At 52.6% G+C, this 19,155-nt stretch carries 18 protein-coding genes; 9 read left to right on the forward strand and 9 right to left on the reverse strand.

Annotated elements, in window-relative coordinates:
• Window positions 1–317: 317 nt before the first annotated feature.
• Together mnmE and BBP27_RS10185 are read right to left on the reverse strand one after the other, a co-directional pair.
• Window positions 318–1,682, reverse strand: coding sequence for a tRNA uridine-5-carboxymethylaminomethyl(34) synthesis GTPase MnmE (gene mnmE / locus BBP27_RS10180; protein WP_188212300.1), 1,365 nt, complete (start codon window positions 1,680–1,682; stop codon window positions 318–320).
• Window positions 1,683–1,773: 91 nt separating this feature from the next.
• On the reverse strand, window positions 1,774–2,430 hold the full coding sequence (locus BBP27_RS10185; RefSeq protein WP_188212299.1) for an NAD(P)-dependent oxidoreductase: 657 nt from the start codon (window positions 2,428–2,430) through the stop codon (window positions 1,774–1,776).
• A gap of 119 nt (window positions 2,431–2,549) precedes the next feature.
• Here BBP27_RS10185 and BBP27_RS10190 point away from each other — a divergent pair, with 119 nt between their 5' ends.
• The 4 genes from BBP27_RS10190 (at window position 2,550) to ubiG (ending at window position 5,564) form a co-directional block, all read left to right on the forward strand.
• Window positions 2,550–3,440: a LysR family transcriptional regulator gene (locus BBP27_RS10190; RefSeq protein ID WP_188212298.1), complete on the forward strand. Its 891-nt coding sequence runs from the start codon at window positions 2,550–2,552 to the stop codon at window positions 3,438–3,440.
• Complete coding sequence (locus BBP27_RS10195) at window positions 3,437–3,709, forward strand: GIY-YIG nuclease family protein (protein WP_188212297.1); 273 nt, start codon at window positions 3,437–3,439, stop codon at window positions 3,707–3,709. Before BBP27_RS10190 ends, BBP27_RS10195 begins: the two co-directional genes overlap by 4 nt.
• A 463-nt stretch (window positions 3,710–4,172) precedes the next feature.
• Entirely contained in the window at window positions 4,173–4,688 is a 516-nt protein-coding gene (locus tag BBP27_RS10200; protein ID WP_188212296.1) for a c-type cytochrome, read from the forward strand.
• A 162-nt stretch (window positions 4,689–4,850) separates the two neighbouring features.
• Complete coding sequence (gene ubiG, locus BBP27_RS10205; RefSeq protein ID WP_188212295.1) at window positions 4,851–5,564, forward strand: bifunctional 2-polyprenyl-6-hydroxyphenol methylase/3-demethylubiquinol 3-O-methyltransferase UbiG; 714 nt, start codon at window positions 4,851–4,853, stop codon at window positions 5,562–5,564.
• 157 nt (window positions 5,565–5,721) lie between these two features.
• Here ubiG and BBP27_RS10210 read toward each other — a convergent pair whose 3' ends face one another.
• Both BBP27_RS10210 and BBP27_RS10215 read right to left on the reverse strand, forming a co-directional pair.
• Entirely contained in the window at window positions 5,722–6,192 is a 471-nt protein-coding gene (locus BBP27_RS10210) for a CYTH domain-containing protein (protein WP_003681591.1), read from the reverse strand.
• 38 nt (window positions 6,193–6,230) lie between these two features.
• Window positions 6,231–6,650: a CopD family protein gene (locus BBP27_RS10215; protein ID WP_188212294.1), complete on the reverse strand. Its 420-nt coding sequence runs from the start codon at window positions 6,648–6,650 to the stop codon at window positions 6,231–6,233.
• 234 nt (window positions 6,651–6,884) lie between these two features.
• Here BBP27_RS10215 and BBP27_RS10220 point away from each other — a divergent pair, with 234 nt between their 5' ends.
• Window positions 6,885–7,148, forward strand: coding sequence for a hypothetical protein (locus BBP27_RS10220; RefSeq protein WP_188212293.1), 264 nt, complete (start codon window positions 6,885–6,887; stop codon window positions 7,146–7,148).
• A 360-nt stretch (window positions 7,149–7,508) separates the two neighbouring features.
• On the opposite strand, the gene BBP27_RS10225 is transcribed toward BBP27_RS10220, so the two are convergent.
• The 4 genes from BBP27_RS10225 to BBP27_RS10240 form a co-directional block, all read right to left on the reverse strand.
• Window positions 7,509–9,545 (reverse strand): M3 family metallopeptidase, encoded by a 2,037-nt coding sequence (locus BBP27_RS10225; RefSeq protein ID WP_188212292.1) that lies wholly within the window; start codon window positions 9,543–9,545, stop codon window positions 7,509–7,511.
• Between the two features lie 121 nt (window positions 9,546–9,666).
• The gene (locus tag BBP27_RS10230; protein WP_070615877.1) at window positions 9,667–10,533 is read right to left on the reverse strand and encodes a trafficking protein particle complex subunit; all 867 of its coding nucleotides are present in this window, start codon (window positions 10,531–10,533) and stop codon (window positions 9,667–9,669) included.
• Between the two features lie 71 nt (window positions 10,534–10,604).
• Window positions 10,605–11,468: a mechanosensitive ion channel family protein gene (locus BBP27_RS10235; RefSeq protein ID WP_188212291.1), complete on the reverse strand. Its 864-nt coding sequence runs from the start codon at window positions 11,466–11,468 to the stop codon at window positions 10,605–10,607.
• Window positions 11,469–11,489: 21 nt separating this feature from the next.
• On the reverse strand, window positions 11,490–11,984 hold the full coding sequence (locus BBP27_RS10240) for a restriction endonuclease (protein ID WP_188212290.1): 495 nt from the start codon (window positions 11,982–11,984) through the stop codon (window positions 11,490–11,492).
• 288 nt (window positions 11,985–12,272) lie between these two features.
• On the opposite strand from BBP27_RS10240, the gene BBP27_RS10245 reads away from it, so the two are divergent.
• Entirely contained in the window at window positions 12,273–12,608 is a 336-nt protein-coding gene (locus tag BBP27_RS10245; protein WP_063068286.1) for a hypothetical protein, read from the forward strand.
• Window positions 12,609–13,057: 449 nt separating this feature from the next.
• Window positions 13,058–14,788 (forward strand): potassium/proton antiporter, encoded by a 1,731-nt coding sequence (locus BBP27_RS10250; RefSeq protein ID WP_223168977.1) that lies wholly within the window; start codon window positions 13,058–13,060, stop codon window positions 14,786–14,788.
• A gap of 270 nt (window positions 14,789–15,058) precedes the next feature.
• Here BBP27_RS10250 and dnaE read toward each other — a convergent pair whose 3' ends face one another.
• Window positions 15,059–18,493: a DNA polymerase III subunit alpha gene (gene dnaE, locus BBP27_RS10255; RefSeq protein ID WP_188212288.1), complete on the reverse strand. Its 3,435-nt coding sequence runs from the start codon at window positions 18,491–18,493 to the stop codon at window positions 15,059–15,061.
• Between the two features lie 165 nt (window positions 18,494–18,658).
• On the opposite strand from dnaE, the gene BBP27_RS10260 reads away from it, so the two are divergent.
• Together BBP27_RS10260 and BBP27_RS10265 are read left to right on the forward strand one after the other, a co-directional pair.
• A complete protein-coding gene (locus tag BBP27_RS10260) occupies window positions 18,659–18,892 on the forward strand; it encodes an RNA-binding S4 domain-containing protein (protein WP_188212338.1) in 234 nt (77 codons plus the stop codon).
• Complete coding sequence (locus tag BBP27_RS10265; protein ID WP_036492735.1) at window positions 18,870–19,088, forward strand: hypothetical protein; 219 nt, start codon at window positions 18,870–18,872, stop codon at window positions 19,086–19,088. Before BBP27_RS10260 ends, BBP27_RS10265 begins: the two co-directional genes overlap by 23 nt.
• Window positions 19,089–19,155 lie beyond the last annotated feature (67 nt).

The following is a 19,155-nucleotide window of genomic DNA, read 5'->3' on the forward strand; positions in this document are numbered from 1 at the left end:
CAGCCTCTTTAATCGGCATGTCCGGCCTGACCGTCGGTGCAACCAATATTGCCCACAATATGGCTGATGCCGACAAATAAAAACACACAACGCTTCCTCAAATTAATACACAGAAAAGAGTCAGAATGAAAACATTAATCAAATTGGCCGCGGCTTCTCTGATCGGCATGTCCGGTTTGACAGTGGGTGCGACCAATATCGCAAAAAATATGGCAGAAGCTGCCAATAAATAAATGCAAGTGAAATTAAGCTTGTTTTGGTGATAAAAAAGGCCGTCTGAACATTCAGACGGCCTTTGTATTTGATGGTAAACCGTTTTATTTGCCGATACAGAAGCGCGAGAAAATCACGCCCAGCAAATCGTCAGCGGTGAATTCGCCGGTGATTTCGCTGCACGCGTTTTGGGCAAGGCGCAGGTGTTCGGCGAAAAGCTCGATTTGGTTGTTGTCGCAGAGGGCGGCGTTTTCCAGCTCGGCTTCGGCTTCGTGCAAGGCGTTGAGGTGGCGGCTGCGGGCGAGGAACAGGCTTTCGCTTTCACCCTGCCAACCGACTTCCTGCAAGAGCGCGTGTTTGAGCAAGTCAAGACCCGCGCCGGTTTTGGCGGACAGGCTGATGACGGTGTCTGCGCCGGTTTGAGCGAGGCCGTCTGAACGGACGGCGACGGGTTCGCCGGTCAGGTCGGCTTTGTTGTGGATTTCGATTTTTTTCAAACCTTCGGGCAGGCTGTTCAAAATGGCTTGGGTTTTGGCGTTTACGCCTTCGCGCGGGTCAATCAGAATCAGGGCGACATCGGCTTCGGAGACGGCTTTGCGGCTGCGTTCGATGCCGATTTGTTCGACCACGTCGTCGGTTTCGCGCAGGCCGGCGGTGTCGATGATGTGGACGGGCACGCCGTCGAGGGTGATTTGTTCGCGCACGGTGTCGCGGGTGGTGCCGGCGATGTCGGTTACGATGGCGATGTCGTCGCCCGCCAAGGCGTTGAGCAGGCTGGATTTGCCGACGTTGGGCGCGCCGACGAGGACGACGTTCATGCCTTCGCGCAAAATCGCGCCTTGTTCCGCGCTGGCGAGGACGGTTTTCAGACTACCTTGCAGGGCTTGGAGCTTGCCGCGCGCGTCGGCGGCTTCGAGAAAGTCGATGTCTTCTTCAGGGAAGTCCAGCGTAGCTTCGACCAACATCCGCAAGGTAATAAGGTCGTCCACCAGCTCGTGTATGTGTTGGGAAAACGCGCCTTTGAGCGAACGCAACGCCATACGTGCGGCGGACTTACTGGAGGCGTCGATGAGGTCGGCGACGCTTTCGGCTTGGGCAAGGTCGAGTTTGTTGTTGAGGAAGGCGCGTTTGGTAAATTCGCCCGGCTCCGCCATGCGCGCGCCCAGTTCGAGGCAGCGCGAAAGCAGCATATCCATCACGACGGGGCCGCCGTGTCCCTGCAATTCAATCACGTCTTCGCCGGTAAAGCTGGCGGGGGCGGCGAAGTAGAGCAGGATGCCGTTGTCTATCGGCTGTCCGTCGCCGCCGAGAAAGTCGGTGTAAAGCGCGGTGCGCGGTTTGGGTGTTTTACCGCCGCTGAGAGTTTGCGCCAAAGGCAGCAGGTTTTTGCCGGAAAGACGGATCACGCCGACGCCGCCGCGTCCGGGTGCGGTGGCGATGGCGGCGATGGTGGGTTGGGATGCGGACATGGGAACTCGCGTATAGGTAAATTTAATGGGCGTATTATAGCAAAAGGCCGTCTGAAACTTTGGATTTCAGACGGCCTTTAAATGAAGGCGGTTAAGCGGCGGCAACGGTAAAGCGTTCAAACAAATGCGCTTTGTTTTCCGCATCGTCGGCGATGGCGACTGCTAAATCGGCCACGCTGATGCCTGCCGGAATTTCACCGTCCATCAGCAAATCGTCTTTGCCCAAGCGGTATTTGCCGGTTTTGTCTTCGTTGAAACCGCCGTCCGCGCCCAGTCGTGCCGGAGGGGAAACGAAAGACCAGTTCACGTCGCGGCGCGGCAGGAGTTCTGCCAAGAGATGGCGTGCGGCATTGGCGCCGTCGTAAATTTCTTTCGGGAAATCGGGCGTATCGATAACTTGCAAACCGGGCGCGACATACAGGCTGCCCGCGCCGCCGACAATCAAGAGATACGGCACTTGCGCCGCTTTTGCCGCTTCGACGATGCTGTTTGCGCCGCGTGTAAAATCCGCGCCGATGTTGGGATTGGTCCAGCCGGGATTGAACGCGCTGACCACGGCATCAAAGCCTGCCAGTTTGTCGGCGAAGTCCGCCGCGTTGACATCTGCGGAGACGGCGGCAATATTTTGCGCTTGGAACACTTTGTCTGTATTGCGGGCGAAAGCGGTTACTTCATGACCGCGGCCTGCCAGTTCTTGAACGACTGCGTTGCCGACATAACCTGTTGCGCCGATGACTGCGATTTTCATGTTTAACTCCTTGTTGGGATGTGATTGATTAGATGAGTGCATTGTAAGGCCGTCTGAAACGCTTGATAATCCCTGTTTTACTGTTATGATTGTGAAGTTGAACTACATAATCAGTCGAAATGCAAGACATTAAACCCCTGCTCGTTTTCGCCGCCGTCCTCGAACACGGCAGCATGAACGCCGCCGCTGCCGCGCTGGGCATGACGCCGTCGGCGGTCAGTCAGCACATCAACCGCCTCGAAACCCTGCACGGCATCAAGCTGTTAAACCGCAGCACGCGCAGCCTTTCGCCCACCGATGCCGGCCGTGCCTTGGGCGAATACTGCCGCCGCCTCGCCGCTACCTTGTCCGATACGCGTACCGTTATCGACAATCTGAAAACCGAACCTGTCGGCGAATTGCGGATTTCCCTGACTTCCAGCGTCATCGGTTCCCGCGCTTTTCAGACGGCGTTTGCAAGATTGCAAACCGAGTTCCCTAAAATCCGTCCTATCCTTAATTTCAGCGATACTTTGGACGACCTGCAACACAATCAGACCGACATTGCCATACGCGGCGGCGACCGTGCTTTGGACGATCCTAATCTGGTCGCGCGCCATCTCGTTACCTGGCCGTACACCATTTGCGCCGCGCCCGATTATCTCGACCGTCATCCGCCCATTACCCATCCCGCGCAGCTTCATGCGCACCGCTGGCTGCATTTTTTACCTGTCCGCACCACCTTGCAAAATGGTGAAGAAAGCTATTTCCTCGACGTTGCCGACAGCATTGCCTGCACGCATCTTGCCGCCGTGTGCAGCCTGACCGAAAGCGGTTTCGGTTTGTCTTTGCAAGTGGGCGGCGAAGTTCGGGAAAAAATTGCCCAAGGCCGTCTGAAAGTGGTTTTACCCGAATGGACATTGCCGCCGGTCAGCCTCTATTTGGTCACGCCTTATCGTGTGCAGTCTGCCAAAACCGAGGCTGCCGTGCGCATTTTTACTGAGAGTTTTGCCAAGGAAAGGGATTTATGAGCGCGGAAAATTGGAGCGTTTACCTGATTTTGTGCGAAAACGGCGCGTTTTATTGCGGCATCAGCAACCGTCCGCAAGAGCGTTTTGCCGCGCATTTGTCAGGAAAAGGCGCGAAATACACGCGTTTGAACAAGCCTGTCGAGATGCGCATCGTTTCAGACGGCCTGACTAAAAGTGAGGCGCTGAAACGGGAAATCGGGATTAAGAAATTGACGGCGGAGCAGAAGCGGGGCTTGTGGGCTGAAGCTGAAACCTTGGCAAAAGGCTAATGGCATTGGATTAAATTGTAGTCGGAATATGAAAACCTCTATAAACAAGTAAGCCTGCCGGTGTCTTTTGCATGGCCAAGCGGCAAATGTTTATTAACATGATTCAAACAGGCCGTCTGAAACCTGATTGGGATTCGGACGGCCTGGTTGGGATGGGGATGGCTTTCAGGTTGACGCTATTCATGGAGAAGTCGGTAAAAAGTTGAATTCTAAAAGAAACTTTGAAAATAAGATGAGTAACTGCTTGAACAATAAAATGAAAGTTATCGCGCTTCATGACAAATGGGGTGAATTTCTATCCGAGTAGAGAGGTGGTGTCAATATGTTTTTCAGTTTTTGTGACAAAATCTGATTTATACCAATATTTATTATAGTGTAGGTCGAAAGTATTAGTTTCTGTGTTAGAATTTTTGAGCTGTTTATATAAAACAGTGATTTAAATAAAATTAAGGAAAGACAGAACATGAACAAATTACTGATTGCCGTAATGATGATGGCTGGTTTGACAGCTTGTTCCCAAGAGGCTAAACAGGAGACACAAGAGACTGCTCAAGCCGTTGCATCTGAAGTGAAAACCGAAGCCGCTTCTGCTGCCGATGCGACTGCATCTGCCGCTCAAGAAGCAGCCGATAAGGTTGAAGCCGCCGCCAGCAAAGCAGAGGAAGCTGCCAAGCCCGAAGAGAAAGCCGAAGCGCCTGCCGCTGAAGCCAAGCCTGCCGAATCCGCCAAAGTGGACGGCAAAGCCGTTTTTGAAGCGAACTGTAAAGCATGCCACGGCGGCTTGATTCCCGGTGCTCCGGCCGTAGGCAAAAAAGAAGACTGGGCGCCTCGCATTAAACAAGGCAAAGACACCTTGCACAAACACGCCCTCGAAGGCTTTAATTCCATGCCTGCCAAAGGCGGCAACAGCAGCTTGAGCGACGACGAAGTGAAAGCCGCAGTTGACTACATGGCCAACGAATCCGGCGCTAAATTCTAAATCATGCCGATTGAAACGCACCTTGCCACAAGGTGCGTTTTTTATGGGCAGGCGGATGAAAGTTGAAATAGGGCCGATAAACGGGCAAAGGCCGTCTGAAACATTTTATTTTGAAGCGCAATCGGCTAAAATCAGGCGAATGATTTTATGCAGGAGCAAACCATGAGCAATCAACACGACAACGTAGATGCCGGCGAAATCGCCAAGTTCAGCCAAATCGCCGACAAATGGTGGGATAAAAACGGCGAATTCAAGCCCCTGCATGACATCAACCCCTTGCGCCTCGACTATATCGACGGCTATGCCGGATTGGCAGGCAAACGCGTGCTGGATGTAGGCTGCGGCGGCGGTATTTTATCCGAAAGCATGGCCAAACGCGGCGCAGAACACGTTACCGGCATAGATATGGCGGAAAAATCCCTGCAAACCGCCGCTGCCCATGCGGCCGCTCAACACGTTGCCAATATCGATTACCGCTGCATCCGCGTCGAAGACCTCGCCGCCGAGCAGCCGCACAGCTTCGATGTGGTAACGTGTATGGAAATGATGGAACACGTTCCCGATCCGGCCGCCATCGTTCAAGCCTGCGCGAAACTGGTCAAACCAGACGGCATGGTGTTTTTTTCCACCATCAACCGCAATCCCAAATCTTATCTGTATCTGATAGTCGGTGCGGAATATCTGTTGAAATTCGTCCCCAAAGGCACACACGATTGGAAAAAATTCATCACGCCGGCAGAACTCGCGCGCATGTGCCGCCAAGCCGGATTGGATACCGTCGGCAGCAAGGGCATGACCTACAATTTGTTGAGCGGCCGTTATTCCTTATGCGACTCAACCGAAGTCAACTACATGGTGGCCTGCCGTCCGGCGTAAGGCTACACGGATAAAACACACGGACTTGCCCGATATTTGAAACGGTATGTCGAAAGCAGCTCGATGCAAATATCGGTAAGGCAAATCAGGCCGTCTGAAAAGAAAAAAGGCATGTGCGATACATGCCTTTTTTGTATGTGTAGTGCAGTTGTCGCCTTTATTCCGTCCAAGACGAATACGGATGTTTGCTCAAATACGCATTGGTGAATTTTCCGTCTGCCGTGATTTCCTTGCCCAGCCAAGACGGTTTGGGAAACTCGGTATCTTCAGACGGCAATTCGATTTCCGCCACAATCAAGGGCGCATTGTCGCCGAAATATTCGTCGATTTCATACACAAAGCCTTCAAATTCGACACGATAGCGGTATTTTTCCATTTTAAACGGGCACATATCCGCCATCATCGCCTGCGCGTGAGCCAGCGGGATTTCGTATTCAAACTCGCTGCGCGTCATGTCGGAAATATAGCCTTTCAGGGTCAGCCAGGCTTGCGAACCGATAATCCGCACACGGATGGTGCGCTCTTTTTCCACGCTCAAATAGCCCTGTTGCAATACCAGCGGCTCGCTTGCCGCTTCGCGCCAACTGTCATCCGCCAGCAAAAAGCGGCGTTCGATTTCAACCGTCATGAATTCTTTCCTTATTTACCAAACAGGCCGTCTGAAGATCAAAACGGCTTGAAAACCACCATATAAAGCGCGGCCACCATCATCAAAACGGGGAGTTCGTTGAATACCCGATACCAGCGGTGCGAATACACATTGCTGCCGTTTTGAAAATGGCGCAGCAGCAGGCCGCAATAAAGCTGATAAGCCAAGAGCAGCAGGCCGCACAATAATTTAACCGCCAGCCAGCCGTTGCCCCACCAATTGTTGACAAACCCGATGGCCGCACCGAATATCAGCGTTCCCCAGCCCAAAGGCGACATAAAGCGGTACAGCCGCCGCGACATATCCGTCAGCCGTACATATTCCGCGCTGCCGGGTTTCAATTGCGCCAGATTCACATAAATCCGCGGCAGATAAAACAGTCCTGCAAACCAAGAAATCACAAAAAATATGTGCAACAGCTTAAACCACAAATACATTTCAGACGGCCTCAACACCTAAAACCGTTATTTTATCCGCAATACGGCCCAAGCCGAAACAAAATAGTCAAAACAATCCGACAGGGTGCGCCGCAACAATGTGTTGCAGGCATGATTTTACCCAAAAGCCAAATTGTAAATTTCGCAATAATATACACATTGAGATATGCATAATGCAAAAAACTTGCTAGAATCCTATGCTATTTAACTATAAAAGCATTATGGACGGAAAACATGAAACAATTTGAAATCAGCAGCAGCGTCAGAAAAGCGCTTTGCGACTACTTGAATACGCGCAATCTAAACCTCAAAGCCGCCATGGACAACGAAACAACCAATGGCGAAGTCGCGGCCATCGTTCACGCAGGATTGCCGGCGATGATTCGGAAAATCTATTCTTTGGAAAAAATGAAAACCTTTTTCTGGACGAAAAAAGATTTGATGATGGAATTTATCAATATGCGTTTGGCAGCCGGCGATAAAAAGGGCAAAAATTGATTTGAGCGATGGGCCGGGGGAGATAGAAGTTTGAAATCTGGACTTCTGTTTCCTCGAAGTCTTGTTAGGGATAGGGCTTGCTCATTGTTCCTAATAAATTTTGACAACCGAAAGGCCGTCTGAAATCCAAATGATAGGGCATGGGAACATGCCCTGTTTTTATGGGCGGTTTCCGCATTGGGAAAATATTGAGCATGGCAACCGCTGCGGCGTTCCGCGCCGGGTGGTTTTATCGGCTGAATGGTTTTATTTGTTTTGCTGAAAATATTGAATTAATTATAAAAAGGCCGTCTGAAACATTTCAGACGGCCTTTAGTGTTGAATCAGCAACCGTTCTGTTTAAAACGGCGGATTTTCAAATCAAGCTGCGTTGTCGAAACCGCTGTGGCGGAGCAGGGCATCCAGGCTTGGTTCGCGGCCGCGGAAGGCTTTGAAGGATTCGGCTGCGCTGCGCGAACCACCGACGGCCAGCACTTCTTTCCAGAAGCGGCGGCCGGTTTCGGCAACGTCGTCGCTTTCTTCAAACGCTGCGTAAGCGTCTGCGCTCAAAACTTCCGCCCATGCGTAGCTGTAATAGCCTGCGGCGTAGCCGCCAGCGAAGATGTGGCTGAAGCTCAAGGCAAAGCGGTTGTATGCCGGCGGTTGGGTCACGGCGACTTCTTGACGCACTTTGTCTAAGATTTGCGGCCATTCTTTCAGACGGCCTTCATCTTCCTGATGGTAGATTTCCATGTCGAAGAGGGCAAATTCCATTTGACGGACGAGGAACATACCGCGTTGGAAGTTTTTAGCCGCGTGCATTTTGTCGAACAGCTCTTTCGGCAATACTGCGCCGGTTTCTTCGTGCGAGGACATTTGCGCCAATACGTCGTATTCCCAGACGAAGTTTTCCATGAATTGGCTGGGCAGCTCGACTGCGTCCCACTCGACGCCGTTGATGCCGGATACGCCCACTTCGTCAACTTGGGTCAACAAGTGGTGCAGGCCGTGGCCGGTTTCGTGGAAGAGGGTGATGATTTCATCGTGGCTCAAACGCGCTTCTTTGTCGCCTACAGGCGGGGTGAAGTTGCAGACGAGGTAGGCGGTCGGCAGTTGCAGCGTACCGTCGGCGAAACGGCGGCGGCTTTTGTAGCCGTCCATCCATGCGCCGCCGCGTTTGCCTTCGCGTGCGTACAAGTCCATGTAAACGCCGCCGATGGTTTGGCCGTCTTGTTTCAGCTCGAAATAGCGCACGTCTTTGTGCCAAACGGGGACAGTTTTTTCAGCCAGCTCGATGCCGTAGAGTTTTTTGATTTGGGCAAACAGGCCTGCCAATACTTTGCTGATAGGGAAGTATTTTTTCACTTCGGCTTCGCTGAAGGCGTATTTGGCTTGGCGCAGTTTTTCGGCGGCGTAGCTCAAATCCCACGATTGCGGGTCTTCGATATTCAGGTTTTCGCGCGCAAAGGCCTTGATTTCGGCAAAGTCTTTTTCGGCAAACGGTTTGGCGCGGCGGGCAAGGTCGTGCAGGAAGTTTAAAACCTGTTCGGGCGTGTCGGCCATTTTGGTTGCCAGCGACAGCTCGGCGTAGTTTTTGAAACCGAGCAGTTTGGCGGTTTTCAATGCGTTTTCGAGGGTACGGTCGATGTTGGCCGTATTGTCGAATTTGCCGTCGTCGGACAATTCGCTGGCGCGGGTAACGTAGGCGCGGTAGATTTGTTCGCGCAGTTCGCGGTTGTCGGCGTATTGGATGACGGCGAGGTAGTGCGGAATCTGCAGGCCGATTTTGTAGCCTGTTTTACCTTCGCTTTGCGCGGCGGCGGCAAACATGGCGAGGGAGTCTTCGGGAATGCCGGCAAGCGGCGCGGCATCGTCAAAGTAAATGCCGAAAGCGTCGGTTGCGTCTTGGATGTTTTGTGCGAATTTGGCACCCAGTTGCGCGCCTTCGGTTTGCAGTTGCGCCAGTTCTGCCTGCTGTTCGGGCGGCAATTCGGCACCGCTGAGGACGAAATCGCGCAAGTCGTGGTTGAGCTTGGTTTGCTGCGCCGGGGAGAGGGTGTCGAATTCGGCAGAGTTTTTGATGATTTTAAAGCGGTTGTACAACTCGATGTCTTGGCCGATTTCGGTGAAGAAGATGGTGATTTCTGGCATCAATTCGTTGTATGCGGCACGCAATTCGGGCGTATCGACCACGGAGTTGAGATGGGAAACCACGCTCCAAATGCGGCCGACGCGTTCGGTAATGTCGGTCAGTTTTTCGACAGTGTTTGCCCAGTCGGTGTGCGTTTGCGCTTTGATGGCGGCGATTTGTTCGCGCGCTTCGGTAATGGCGGTTTGCAGGGCGGGTTTGATGTCTTCGGTTTTGATTTGGTCGAAACGGGGTTCTTCGCCCAAGTGGAGCAGGACGTTGTCGCTCATATGGTTTCTCCTGAATAAGATGGTTTCAGACGGCCTTGGGGCCGTCTGAAAAGAAAACGATAGGCGTTATATGGTGGCAGACAGGCAGAATTAAAGTGTTTTGCCTGCCTGTCGGTCAGCCTTATTCCGGACCGCGCGGATTGGCGTGCAACGGGGCGGCCAGTTCGAGGCGCATGGTGGTGCCTTCGGGGGCGTAAACCGCATTGGCAACATTGGTTTGCAGGGATTCGGCAAACGAGCCGTGATACACTTTTGCGCCTTGGTGGGTCAGGTTGGATTGTACATCGACGTACACTTCGCCGCCGATTTGTCGCCAAAGGTGGCAGAAGGTGTAGTCTTCGGACAGGTAGCGTTTGCTTTCGGGATCGACCATGCAGTCGAAGAAGCGGTAGTGCAGGCCTTTGTTTTCCGGGCTGTAGTCGCTGTCGGAGACGTAGTTCAACTCGGGATAGGCCTCTATCATTTTTTCAAATACGCTGCGCTTGATAACCATGAAGCCGGTTGGCGCGTCATGAACCTTCATAAAGCCTTCTTCATCGACTTTCAGGACGATTTCGCCGTTTTCATTTTTGTCGTTGGTATTGACGGTGTAAGAAGTGTACATGCGCTCGAAATCGGCTTGGGTCATGCCGGCAGGAAGGCCTGCTTGGGGCCAGTTTTCGCGTTTGAGCGGATAAACGCCGGCCACAACGTCTTTATCGGCCAAGAGCAGGCGGTAGAATGAGTCGGGAGAGAAGCCGATGTCGGAGTCAATCCAGAATAAATGCGTCCATTCTTTGTTTTCCAAAAATTTGGCCACGCAGTTGTTGCGCGCGCGCGTAATCAGGCTTTCGCCGCGCTGCATCATTACTTGCAGCGGCAGGCCGAGGGAGGCGTTGGTGTGGACGATGTTCAGAAGCGAGAGGGTGTAGTTGTGGAAATATTTGCCGTCATGGCTGGGGGTCATAATGACGGGGTACATTTCGGCAAGGGCTGATTCGGGTAACATGACTTTTCCTTATTGTTGATTGTGAACTTTATTATTGTAAGGGATTTGATTGTATCAATAAACACACCGTACTATTTTGTTTGGTTGATCAGTCGGTATTGCGTGCGCAAAAATTCGTCTAAGACGGCCTGTTGTATTTCCAGCCGTTTGGAAACGGGGGAGGCGAAGCGTACGATGATGTGGTACACCTTATCATCGTGCGGCACGCGGGACACGCGCGGCTGGGCGGCGGGGGTAATAAAGAGTTTTTGCGCTTGAACGTTTTCCAAATATTGTTGGATAACGGGAACATAGGCCGCGCACAACGGCTCAAGCACGGCTTTCAGACGGCCTGTGATTTCGTCCGAATCCAAATGAATCGGCACGGGGATTTCCACCGTATGAATCACATAATTGCCCAAAATATTGTCGCGGCGTACGGTATGGCTCAAAAGCAGGCTGTTGGGAAACGAGAGCGTTTTGCCGGAAAGCTGGCCGATCAACGGATTAGGGCCGATTTGCATCATCAGCGTGTTCAGCATATTGATATCGACCACCCGTCCGCGCAGGCCGTTGATTTCGATGTAGTCGCCGATGGAGTATTGTTTGGTTACCGAGCGCAGGATGCTGCCGGACAAACACATAATCAGCTCTTTGGTTGCCACCACAATCGCCGCGGCCACTGCAAACATCGACAAGGCCAAAGTTTGAATCTGCGCCGCCCAAATCATCGCCAGCCCAAGCAGGATCAGCAACATGGTTACGTTGCGGCTGAACACCAGCGAGCGGCGTTTGTTTTCAATGCTCAAATCCGGATGGCTGCGAAAATGCGCCGAGAGCAAGATGCTGCGCCCGGCAATGACGGCCACAATCATCAATACCGACATCAATGCCGATTTGATGATTTCTTCACTGACAGGCAAAGCGTTCAGCCATTCATGCATGGTGTTCCACATAATCCTGTTTCCTTTCCCTTCTTAGGCCGTCTGAAAACCCATGCGTTCAAAAATTTCTGCCGCACACGCTTCCGATACCGCAAACAAAGTTGCTACGCTGCCCAAAGCCCGTTGCGCCGCCACACTCAAATCGTCGCGGCACACTTCGCCCAGCCACTCAACCGGCCGCACCAGCGACATTTTTTCATCGTCCCATTGCGGACAATGCACCGCGCTGCCCGTAATCCTGCCGACCCGATAACGGCGCAGGGCAGGCGAGTAGGTCAGTACGGCATCTCCATCGGCCAACTCGTTGACAAACCGCCACATCTGAGCCGCACCCGATTGCGCCGTTCTCAACTTCACATCCGGCACGGCCGAACGGTAAATATCCGTCAGCTCCTCACGGCCAAAACCCTTGGCCGCCGCTTCGGCCAGCATAGGCCAGGCCAATGCCGCCACACCGCGTTCAAAAAATACATCATAAAGCGCACCTTGCGTGCTGCGAACCATATAAAGTCTGGCTTGCTTTCCCATTGCAGTACCTGTTTGTTTGAAGGATTCATCCCTTGGTTTCAATATTACCCGTTACGGCTGAAAAATTCGATATTCAACATAGGCGGAAAGGGTTAAATTACCCGCTGAAAATAAATGAATGATAAATAAAAGGCCGTCTGAAAAACAAAATAGGTTGATATATCAATAGATGATATATCGTAACAATATATTAATAACTGTAAATTTTTTTACGGTTGCATCAAAAAAAGATAAGATGGAATAATCAATCGAGAAAGATTGCCATTCACTGAACATTAGGAGAGAAAAATGACCTGTAAAACCCACGAACATCATGACCACGTTCACGGCGCAAACTGCGGCCACACTGCCATCAAACACGAAGGCCACGTCGATTATCTGCACGACGGCCACCTGCACCATGAGCACAACGGCCACTACGACGAGCATGCTCTGAGCGTCAATGAAACCAACCCTGACGGCTGCCATCCGGTTGATACCTGCCACGGCCACATTCACGGCGAAGGTTGCGGCCACGAAGCTGTACCGCACGGCGATCACGTCGACTACATCGTCAACGGCCGTCTGCATCACCAACACGGAGATCACTGCGACGACCACGGCCCGGTTGAAATCGTTAAATAAAACTGTTTTTCAGACGGCCTTTGATATGGGGCATCTGTAGGGAAAGGGGGTGTATTTTCACCCCCTTTTGCTTGGTTTTCCCTAAATTTCAAACTGCTGCGGCTTACCGCCTCAAAAACTGTACTGAACCAATGTATTTACTGGGTGCTTGGCATTGTTTCGGCATTGTCGTTCCCCTTTGTTATGGGTTATCTTTCCTTATTAGTCAAAGGTTTTATGCAATAAGCTTTTCAGATAATTGCTCTATTCAATAAGGCCGTCTGAGAAGGGGTAAGTTTTATTGGCAGAAAAAGCCGTTTGGGTAAAGCGGTTTGTTGTATGAACGAAGCCGTCTTTCAGACGGTTTTTTATTTCTGTATAATGGGTAGGCCTTCAGTAAATCTTATTGATTTTATGATACAATTTCGCCTCGTTTTTATTAACGGTAGGACTTTTGCAACGTGGACTGGATGAACAATCTGTTTTTGCTCGGCGGGGCGTTATTGTTTTTAAGCGTGGTTTCGACCACTTTGTCGGCAAGGCTGGGGATGCCGCTTTTGTTGGTGTTTCTGGCGGTTGGAATGTTGGCGGGTGAGGACGGTATCGGGCGCATCGATTTTGACAATTTCGTTTTGGCCAACGTCATCAGCCAGCTTGCGTTAGCCGTCATTTTGCTTGATGGCGGGTTGCGGACCCAGCTTTCAAGTTTCCGAATTGCATTGAAGCCTTCTGCGGTATTAGCGACATGGGGCGTGTTTGCCACCGTGTTGCCTTTAGGATTGTTCGCCACGTTCTATTTGGGTTTGGATTGGAAATTCGGTGTACTGATGGCGGCGATTGTCGGCTCAACCGATGCGGGGGCCGTGTTCAGCCTGCTGCGCCACAGCGGCGTGCGCCTGAATGACAGGGTGCAGGCGACTTTGGAAATCGAATCCGGTGCGAACGATCCGATGGCGATTTTTTTAGTTACCGCCCTGATTACCATGATTACCAACCCCGAACAATCAGGTGTGTTGGCGTTTTTATGGATGCTGCTGCTCCAAATCGGCTTCGGCCTGCTGATGGGGTGGGCGGGCGGAATGGTGTTGGCGAAACTCGTACGTCGTCTGAACCTTGCGGAAGGATTGTACGCGCTGATGATTGTGTCAGGCGGCCTGTGGGTATTCGCATTTACCAATACCATCGGTGGCAGCGGCTTCTTGGCGGTTTATCTGGCGGGGATTATCGTCGGCAACCAGCATACCCGCGCAACCGAACACGTTTGGCGTGTGATGGATGGCCTGGCGTGGCTGGCGCAGGCGACTTTGTTCGTCGTACTGGGTTTGTTGGTAACGCCCAGCAGCGTTTGGGAAAAAAGCGTCGATGCCTTGGTTATCGCCGTATTCCTCATGCTGGTCGCCCGTCCGCTTGCCGTTTTCAGCGGCTTGTGGAAATTTGGATACAGTGTGCGTGAAAAAGCCTACATCAGTTGGCTCGGGTTGCGCGGCGCAGTACCGATTTCTTTGGCGATGATGCCTTTGGTCATGGGCGTGCCGAATTCTGAACTGTTGTTCAATGTCGCCTTTGCCGTCGTCGTACTTTCCCTGCTGATTCAAGGAACGACGATACCCGTCATGGCGCGTCTGCTCAAGGTCGCCATGCCGCCCAAACCCGAGCCGGAAGGAATGCACGACATTTGGCTGTCGGAACACGAAGCCGTGGCTTTGTTTTCTTTTAAGGTAACGAAGGAATCTGAGGCGGAAGGCAAGCATCCCGATGCCGTCACCCCCATTTCGGAGTCGTTTGACTTGCGCTGTTTCGCGCTGATACGTGACGGGCGGAAAATCGAAATGCAGAATGATACGGTTTTGAGGGAAGGCGATACGGCTTGGTATATCCTGCCTGACAGCCAAGTGGACAAAATGGCGAAATACTTCAGTGAAACCGGGCAGAATGTGCGCGAAAATTTTAATTTCTTCGGCGAATTTGCCGTCGACCCGTATGTCAATACCGGCGATTTGGCAGCGGCGTACGGGTTGAAGCTGGAAGACGGCGAAGCCGGTATGAGCCTGCTCGAATGGTTTCAATCCAGAGGAGGCAGCGCGCAGCCCGTCGAGGGCGACCGCATTGTCGTTGACGGGTTTTCATTGACGGTTAAAGAAACCGATCAGAACGGTGTCGTGAAGAGTATGGGGTTGAAAGTACCACGTCGGGAAAGCTAGGCTATGTCGTGATTTCTACACAAAAAACCAAACGACGACAGATTTTTTGTATATTGGTGCTTGCAACATTTATTGCAGTGATGGTATAGCCTTATGTTTGGGCACAATATTTTGATTTAGGAATGAATACGCCGGATAGAATTTGTTAAAACTACAGGGTATTTATTTTATGGCAATACTTTCATTCTAGAAAAATCATAAAGGAAAATAGCTTTTGTAATGAAATTGAAAAAGGCCGTCTGAACGTATGGTTTCAGACGGCCTTTAGTGTTACCAATTCACGCGGACTGCCCTGCTGCCGAGCAGTGTTTCCAGTTCTTCAAACAAAGCAGTGCTTGGCGTTACCATCCATTTGGGCGCAATTTTCAATTTGCCTGATGCTTTGCCGTTGCTGTACGACAGTTGCAGTGGGATGTGCGCCGTATCGGGCAGGCGGTGGACGGTGAGGATGGCGGCGAGGCGTTCGATGTCGTGGCCGGGGGCGAGGGCGAGGCTGAGGCTGCGGGCGTAGCGTTCGCGCGCCATTTGCAGGGTCATGACTTGGTTTGCCATGATGCGCAGACCGTCGCCACCGCCGTAGTCGTCGCGGCTGACTTTGGATTCGATAATCAGCACTTGGTCGGACTTGAGGTAGTCGGCGCAGTTTTCCAGCGTCTGGCCGCTGACCATGATTTCAATCTGCCCGCTCAAATCTTCGAGGCTGACGAAGGCGATTTTGCCGCGTTTGCCCATCATGGTACGCACGGCGGTAACGAATCCGGCGAGGCGCACGCTGTCTTGCGGTTTCAGACGGCCTAATTTGGTCGGGGCGATTTGGCGGACTTCTTGGGCATACGGGCCGAACGGGTGGCCGGACAGGTAAAAGCCGATGACGGTTTTTTCTTCGGCGAGTTTTTCCGATTCGCTCCACATGGGCGCATCGATGAGCTGCACCGGTTCGATGGCGTCTTCCATCATGTCAAACAGCCCGCCCTGATTGGCGTTGGCGGCTTTTTGGTCGGCGTTGTTCATGGCGAGGTCGATGTTTGCCAAGAGCATGGCGCGGTTGGGTTCGATGCTGTCGAACGCGCCGCCGCGTATCAGGGCTTCGAGGGTGCGGCGGTTCATGTGTTCTTTGCCGACGCGCTCGCAGAAGTCCAACAGGCCGGTAAACTTGCCGCCGCTTTGCCGCGCGGCGATGATGGATTCGACGGCGGCTTCGCCCGTGCCTTTAATCGCGCCGAGTGCGTAGCGGATTTTCATGTTCGGATACGGTGTGAAGCGGTAGTCGGATTCGTTGATGTCGGGCGGCAGGAACTCGATGCCGTTGGCGCGGCAGTCGTCATAGAAATGCTTGAGTTGGTCGGTGTTGTCCAATTCAGACGACATGGTCGCCGCCATAAATTCAGCAGGGTAATGGGCTTTGAGCCATGCGGTCTGGTAGGAAATCAGGGCGTAGGCGGCGGCGTGGGATTTATTGAAACCGTAGCCGGCGAATTTTTCCATGTAGTTGAAGATTTCGTCGGATTTTTCGCGCGAAATGCCTTGTTTTGCCGCGCCTTCGGCGAAGATTTCGCGGTGTTTCACCATTTCTTCAGGCTTTTTCTTACCCATGGCGCGGCGCAGCAAGTCCGCGCCGCCGAGCGAGTAGCCGCCGATAATCTGCGCCGCCTGCATCACTTGTTCCTGATACACCATAATGCCGTAGGTCGGCGCGAGGATGCCTTCGAGCAGCGGGTGGATGTATTGGAATTCCTGCCCCTTCATGCGAGCGACGAAATCGGGGATGTTGTCCATCGGGCCGGGGCGGTAGAGCGATACGAAGGCGATGAGTTCTTCAAACTTGGTGGTGTGCGCCGTTTTCAGCATTTTTTTCATGCCGGTCGACTCGAACTGGAAGACGGCGGTGGTGTTCGCATCGCGGAAGATTTGGTAGGCGGCCTGGTCGTCCAGCGGGATTTTGCCGACATCGACAATATCGCCGGTGGTGTTTTTAATGTTGTTCTGCGCCATTTCGATAATGGTCAGGTTGCGCAGACCCAAAAAGTCGAACTTCACCAAACCCACGTCTTCCACGTCGCCCTTGTCGTACATGGATACGGGCGAGGCGGATTCGTCCGCCTGATACACGGGGCTGTAATCGGAAATCTTGCCCGGCGCAATCAACACGCCGCCCGCGTGCATACCCAAACCGCGCGTCAAATCTTCCAGCTTTTTCGCCAGCGTAATCAGTTCGTCCGCTTCTTCTGCTTCGATCAATTCCTGAATCTGTGGCTCGGCCTCCATGGCTTTTTCCAAACTCAGGGGTTTGTTGGCTTCCAACGGAATCAGCTTGGACAGTTTGTCGCACAGCATAAACGGCAGTTCCAGCACGCGCCCTACGTCGCGGATCACCGCTTTGGACGACATCGTGCCGAAAGTCACAATCTGGCTTACCGCATCCGCGCCGTATTTTTCGCGGACATATTCAATCACGCGGCCGCGGTTTGCCTGACAGAAGTCGACATCGAAGTCAGGCATGGAGACGCGTTCGGGGTTTAAGAAACGTTCGAACAGCAGCGCGTATTTGAGCGGATCAAGGTCGGTAATTTTCAGCGAATACGCCACCAGCGAACCCGCGCCCGAGCCGCGTCCCGGTCCCACCGGACAGCCGTGCGTTTTCGCCCAGTTGATAAAGTCTTGTACAATAAGGAAATAGCCGGGGAATTTCATCTGGATGATGATGTTCAGCTCAAAATCCAGCCGTTCCTGATATTCCGGCATTTTTGCCGCACGCTCTGCCTCGTCGGGATAAAGCTGAACCATGCGTTCCTGCAAACCTTCGTTGGACAGTTTCACCAAATAATCATCCAGCGACAGGCCGTCGGGAGTAGGGAAGAGCGGCAGGAAGTTTTTGCCCAATATGATGTGCAGATTACAGCGTTTGGCGATTTCCACCGTGTTTTCTAGGGCCTCGGGCAAATCGGCGAAACGCTCCAGCATCGTTTCCGGCGGAATGAAAAACTGGCTCGGCGTAAAATCACGCGGACGTTTTTTGTCCGTCAGCACCCAGCCGCCCGCGATGCACACCCGCGCCTCGTGTGCGTTGAAATCGTCGCGGCTCATAAACTGCGTCGGATGCGTCGCCACCACCGGCAAACCCAATTCCTCCGCCAGCTTCACGCTGCCCGAAACGCAAGCCTCCCATTCGGGACGTTCGGGCAGGCGTTGCAGCTCCAGATAAAACGCATCGGGAAACCACGCCGCATACTTCAACGCCGCCGCACGCGCCGCGTCTTCATTGCCGTTTAAGAGATTTACACCCACTTCGCCGTAATGCGCGCCGCTCAAACAAATCAAGCCGCTGTTGTCGCCGTTTTCCAGCCATTCGGGATTGAGTTCCGCATGATGGATATTGCGGTCTTTGCCGACATAAGCCGCCGTCAAAAGCTCGCTCAAGCGCAGATAGCCCGCATCGTTGCGGATAATCAGCATGGCGCGAAACGGTTTGTCGGGCGCATTCGGATTGCCTATCCACACATCCGCCGCCCCGATGGGCTTAATCCCTGCGCCGCGGCAGGCTTTATAGAATTTCACCAAGCCGAATTCGTTCATCAAATCGCTGATGCCCAAAGCAGGCAAACCGTATTCCTGCGCTTTGGCGATCAGTTTTTTAATCCGTACCATACCGTCGGTAATCGAAAACTCGGTATGCAGGCGCAGGGGGATGTAGGTCGGCTCGGTCATGACAAAATCGGCGTGAACAATAAAAGGCGTATTGTAGCAGGGTTGGCAGCGAAAGGCCGTCTGAAAACCAAATGTAATGGGGTTGGATAAAGCAAATAAAACAGAAGTGGGCTTTCTTTCAGACGGCCATGTTAAAATATCGCCATTATTGAAAAGGATTAAATGATGGAAGCAACCGTCTATCTTGAAGACAACGAATACATCGCCTTATGCGACCTGTTGAAACTGGCCGGTCTTGTCGAAAGCGGCGGACAGGCAAAAGCGTTTATCGCCGAAGGGCTGGTGTTGCGTAACGGCGAAACCGAAACCCGTAAAACCGCCAAAATACGCGGCGGCGAAGTGATTGAGTTTGACGGTGCGCGCTTGGAAATCGCCGATGGATACGACCCTGAAGAATAAGGCCGAAGCCATCTTGGGCGAGCCGCTTTTAGACGAACCCGTCCGTCCCGAGTCGTGGGAATGTTGCGGCAGCGAGTGCGGCGATGCCTGTATCCAGACAATGTATTGGGCGGAAAAAGCTAGATATGATGCGCAACAGCGGAAATTGAAAGAAGCGGGTTGGACTGATGGCGAAGATGAGGCAAAGGCCGTCTGAAAACGATTGGGCTTGATAGGAGCTGTGTTTCAAACAATGCTGCATTAAAGCCAATGCCGTCTGAAAG

The organism is Neisseria sp. RH3002v2g, from assembly GCF_014596425.2.
GTDB lineage: Bacteria > Pseudomonadota > Gammaproteobacteria > Burkholderiales > Neisseriaceae > Neisseria.

Excerpts from the sequence above, each read along its gene's own strand:
- mnmE (WP_188212300.1), bottom strand. The coding sequence starts at position 1,682 with ATGTCCGCATCCCAACCCACCATCGCCGCCATCGCCACCGCACCCGGA.
- BBP27_RS10185 (WP_188212299.1), bottom strand. The coding sequence starts at position 2,430 with ATGAAAATCGCAGTCATCGGCGCAACAGGTTATGTCGGCAACGCAGTC.
- BBP27_RS10190 (WP_188212298.1), top strand. The coding sequence starts at position 2,550 with ATGCAAGACATTAAACCCCTGCTCGTTTTCGCCGCCGTCCTCGAACAC.
- BBP27_RS10195 (WP_188212297.1), top strand. The coding sequence starts at position 3,437 with ATGAGCGCGGAAAATTGGAGCGTTTACCTGATTTTGTGCGAAAACGGC.
- BBP27_RS10200 (WP_188212296.1), top strand. The coding sequence starts at position 4,173 with ATGAACAAATTACTGATTGCCGTAATGATGATGGCTGGTTTGACAGCT.
- ubiG (WP_188212295.1), top strand. The coding sequence starts at position 4,851 with ATGAGCAATCAACACGACAACGTAGATGCCGGCGAAATCGCCAAGTTC.
- BBP27_RS10210 (WP_003681591.1), bottom strand. The coding sequence starts at position 6,192 with ATGACGGTTGAAATCGAACGCCGCTTTTTGCTGGCGGATGACAGTTGG.
- BBP27_RS10215 (WP_188212294.1), bottom strand. The coding sequence starts at position 6,650 with ATGTATTTGTGGTTTAAGCTGTTGCACATATTTTTTGTGATTTCTTGG.
- BBP27_RS10220 (WP_188212293.1), top strand. The coding sequence starts at position 6,885 with ATGAAACAATTTGAAATCAGCAGCAGCGTCAGAAAAGCGCTTTGCGAC.
- BBP27_RS10225 (WP_188212292.1), bottom strand. The coding sequence starts at position 9,545 with ATGAGCGACAACGTCCTGCTCCACTTGGGCGAAGAACCCCGTTTCGAC.
- BBP27_RS10230 (WP_070615877.1), bottom strand. The coding sequence starts at position 10,533 with ATGTTACCCGAATCAGCCCTTGCCGAAATGTACCCCGTCATTATGACC.
- BBP27_RS10235 (WP_188212291.1), bottom strand. The coding sequence starts at position 11,468 with ATGTGGAACACCATGCATGAATGGCTGAACGCTTTGCCTGTCAGTGAA.
- BBP27_RS10240 (WP_188212290.1), bottom strand. The coding sequence starts at position 11,984 with ATGGGAAAGCAAGCCAGACTTTATATGGTTCGCAGCACGCAAGGTGCG.
- BBP27_RS10245 (WP_063068286.1), top strand. The coding sequence starts at position 12,273 with ATGACCTGTAAAACCCACGAACATCATGACCACGTTCACGGCGCAAAC.
- BBP27_RS10250 (WP_223168977.1), top strand. The coding sequence starts at position 13,058 with ATGAACAATCTGTTTTTGCTCGGCGGGGCGTTATTGTTTTTAAGCGTG.
- dnaE (WP_188212288.1), bottom strand. The coding sequence starts at position 18,493 with ATGACCGAGCCGACCTACATCCCCCTGCGCCTGCATACCGAGTTTTCG.
- BBP27_RS10260 (WP_188212338.1), top strand. The coding sequence starts at position 18,659 with ATGGAAGCAACCGTCTATCTTGAAGACAACGAATACATCGCCTTATGC.
- BBP27_RS10265 (WP_036492735.1), top strand. The coding sequence starts at position 18,870 with ATGGATACGACCCTGAAGAATAAGGCCGAAGCCATCTTGGGCGAGCCG.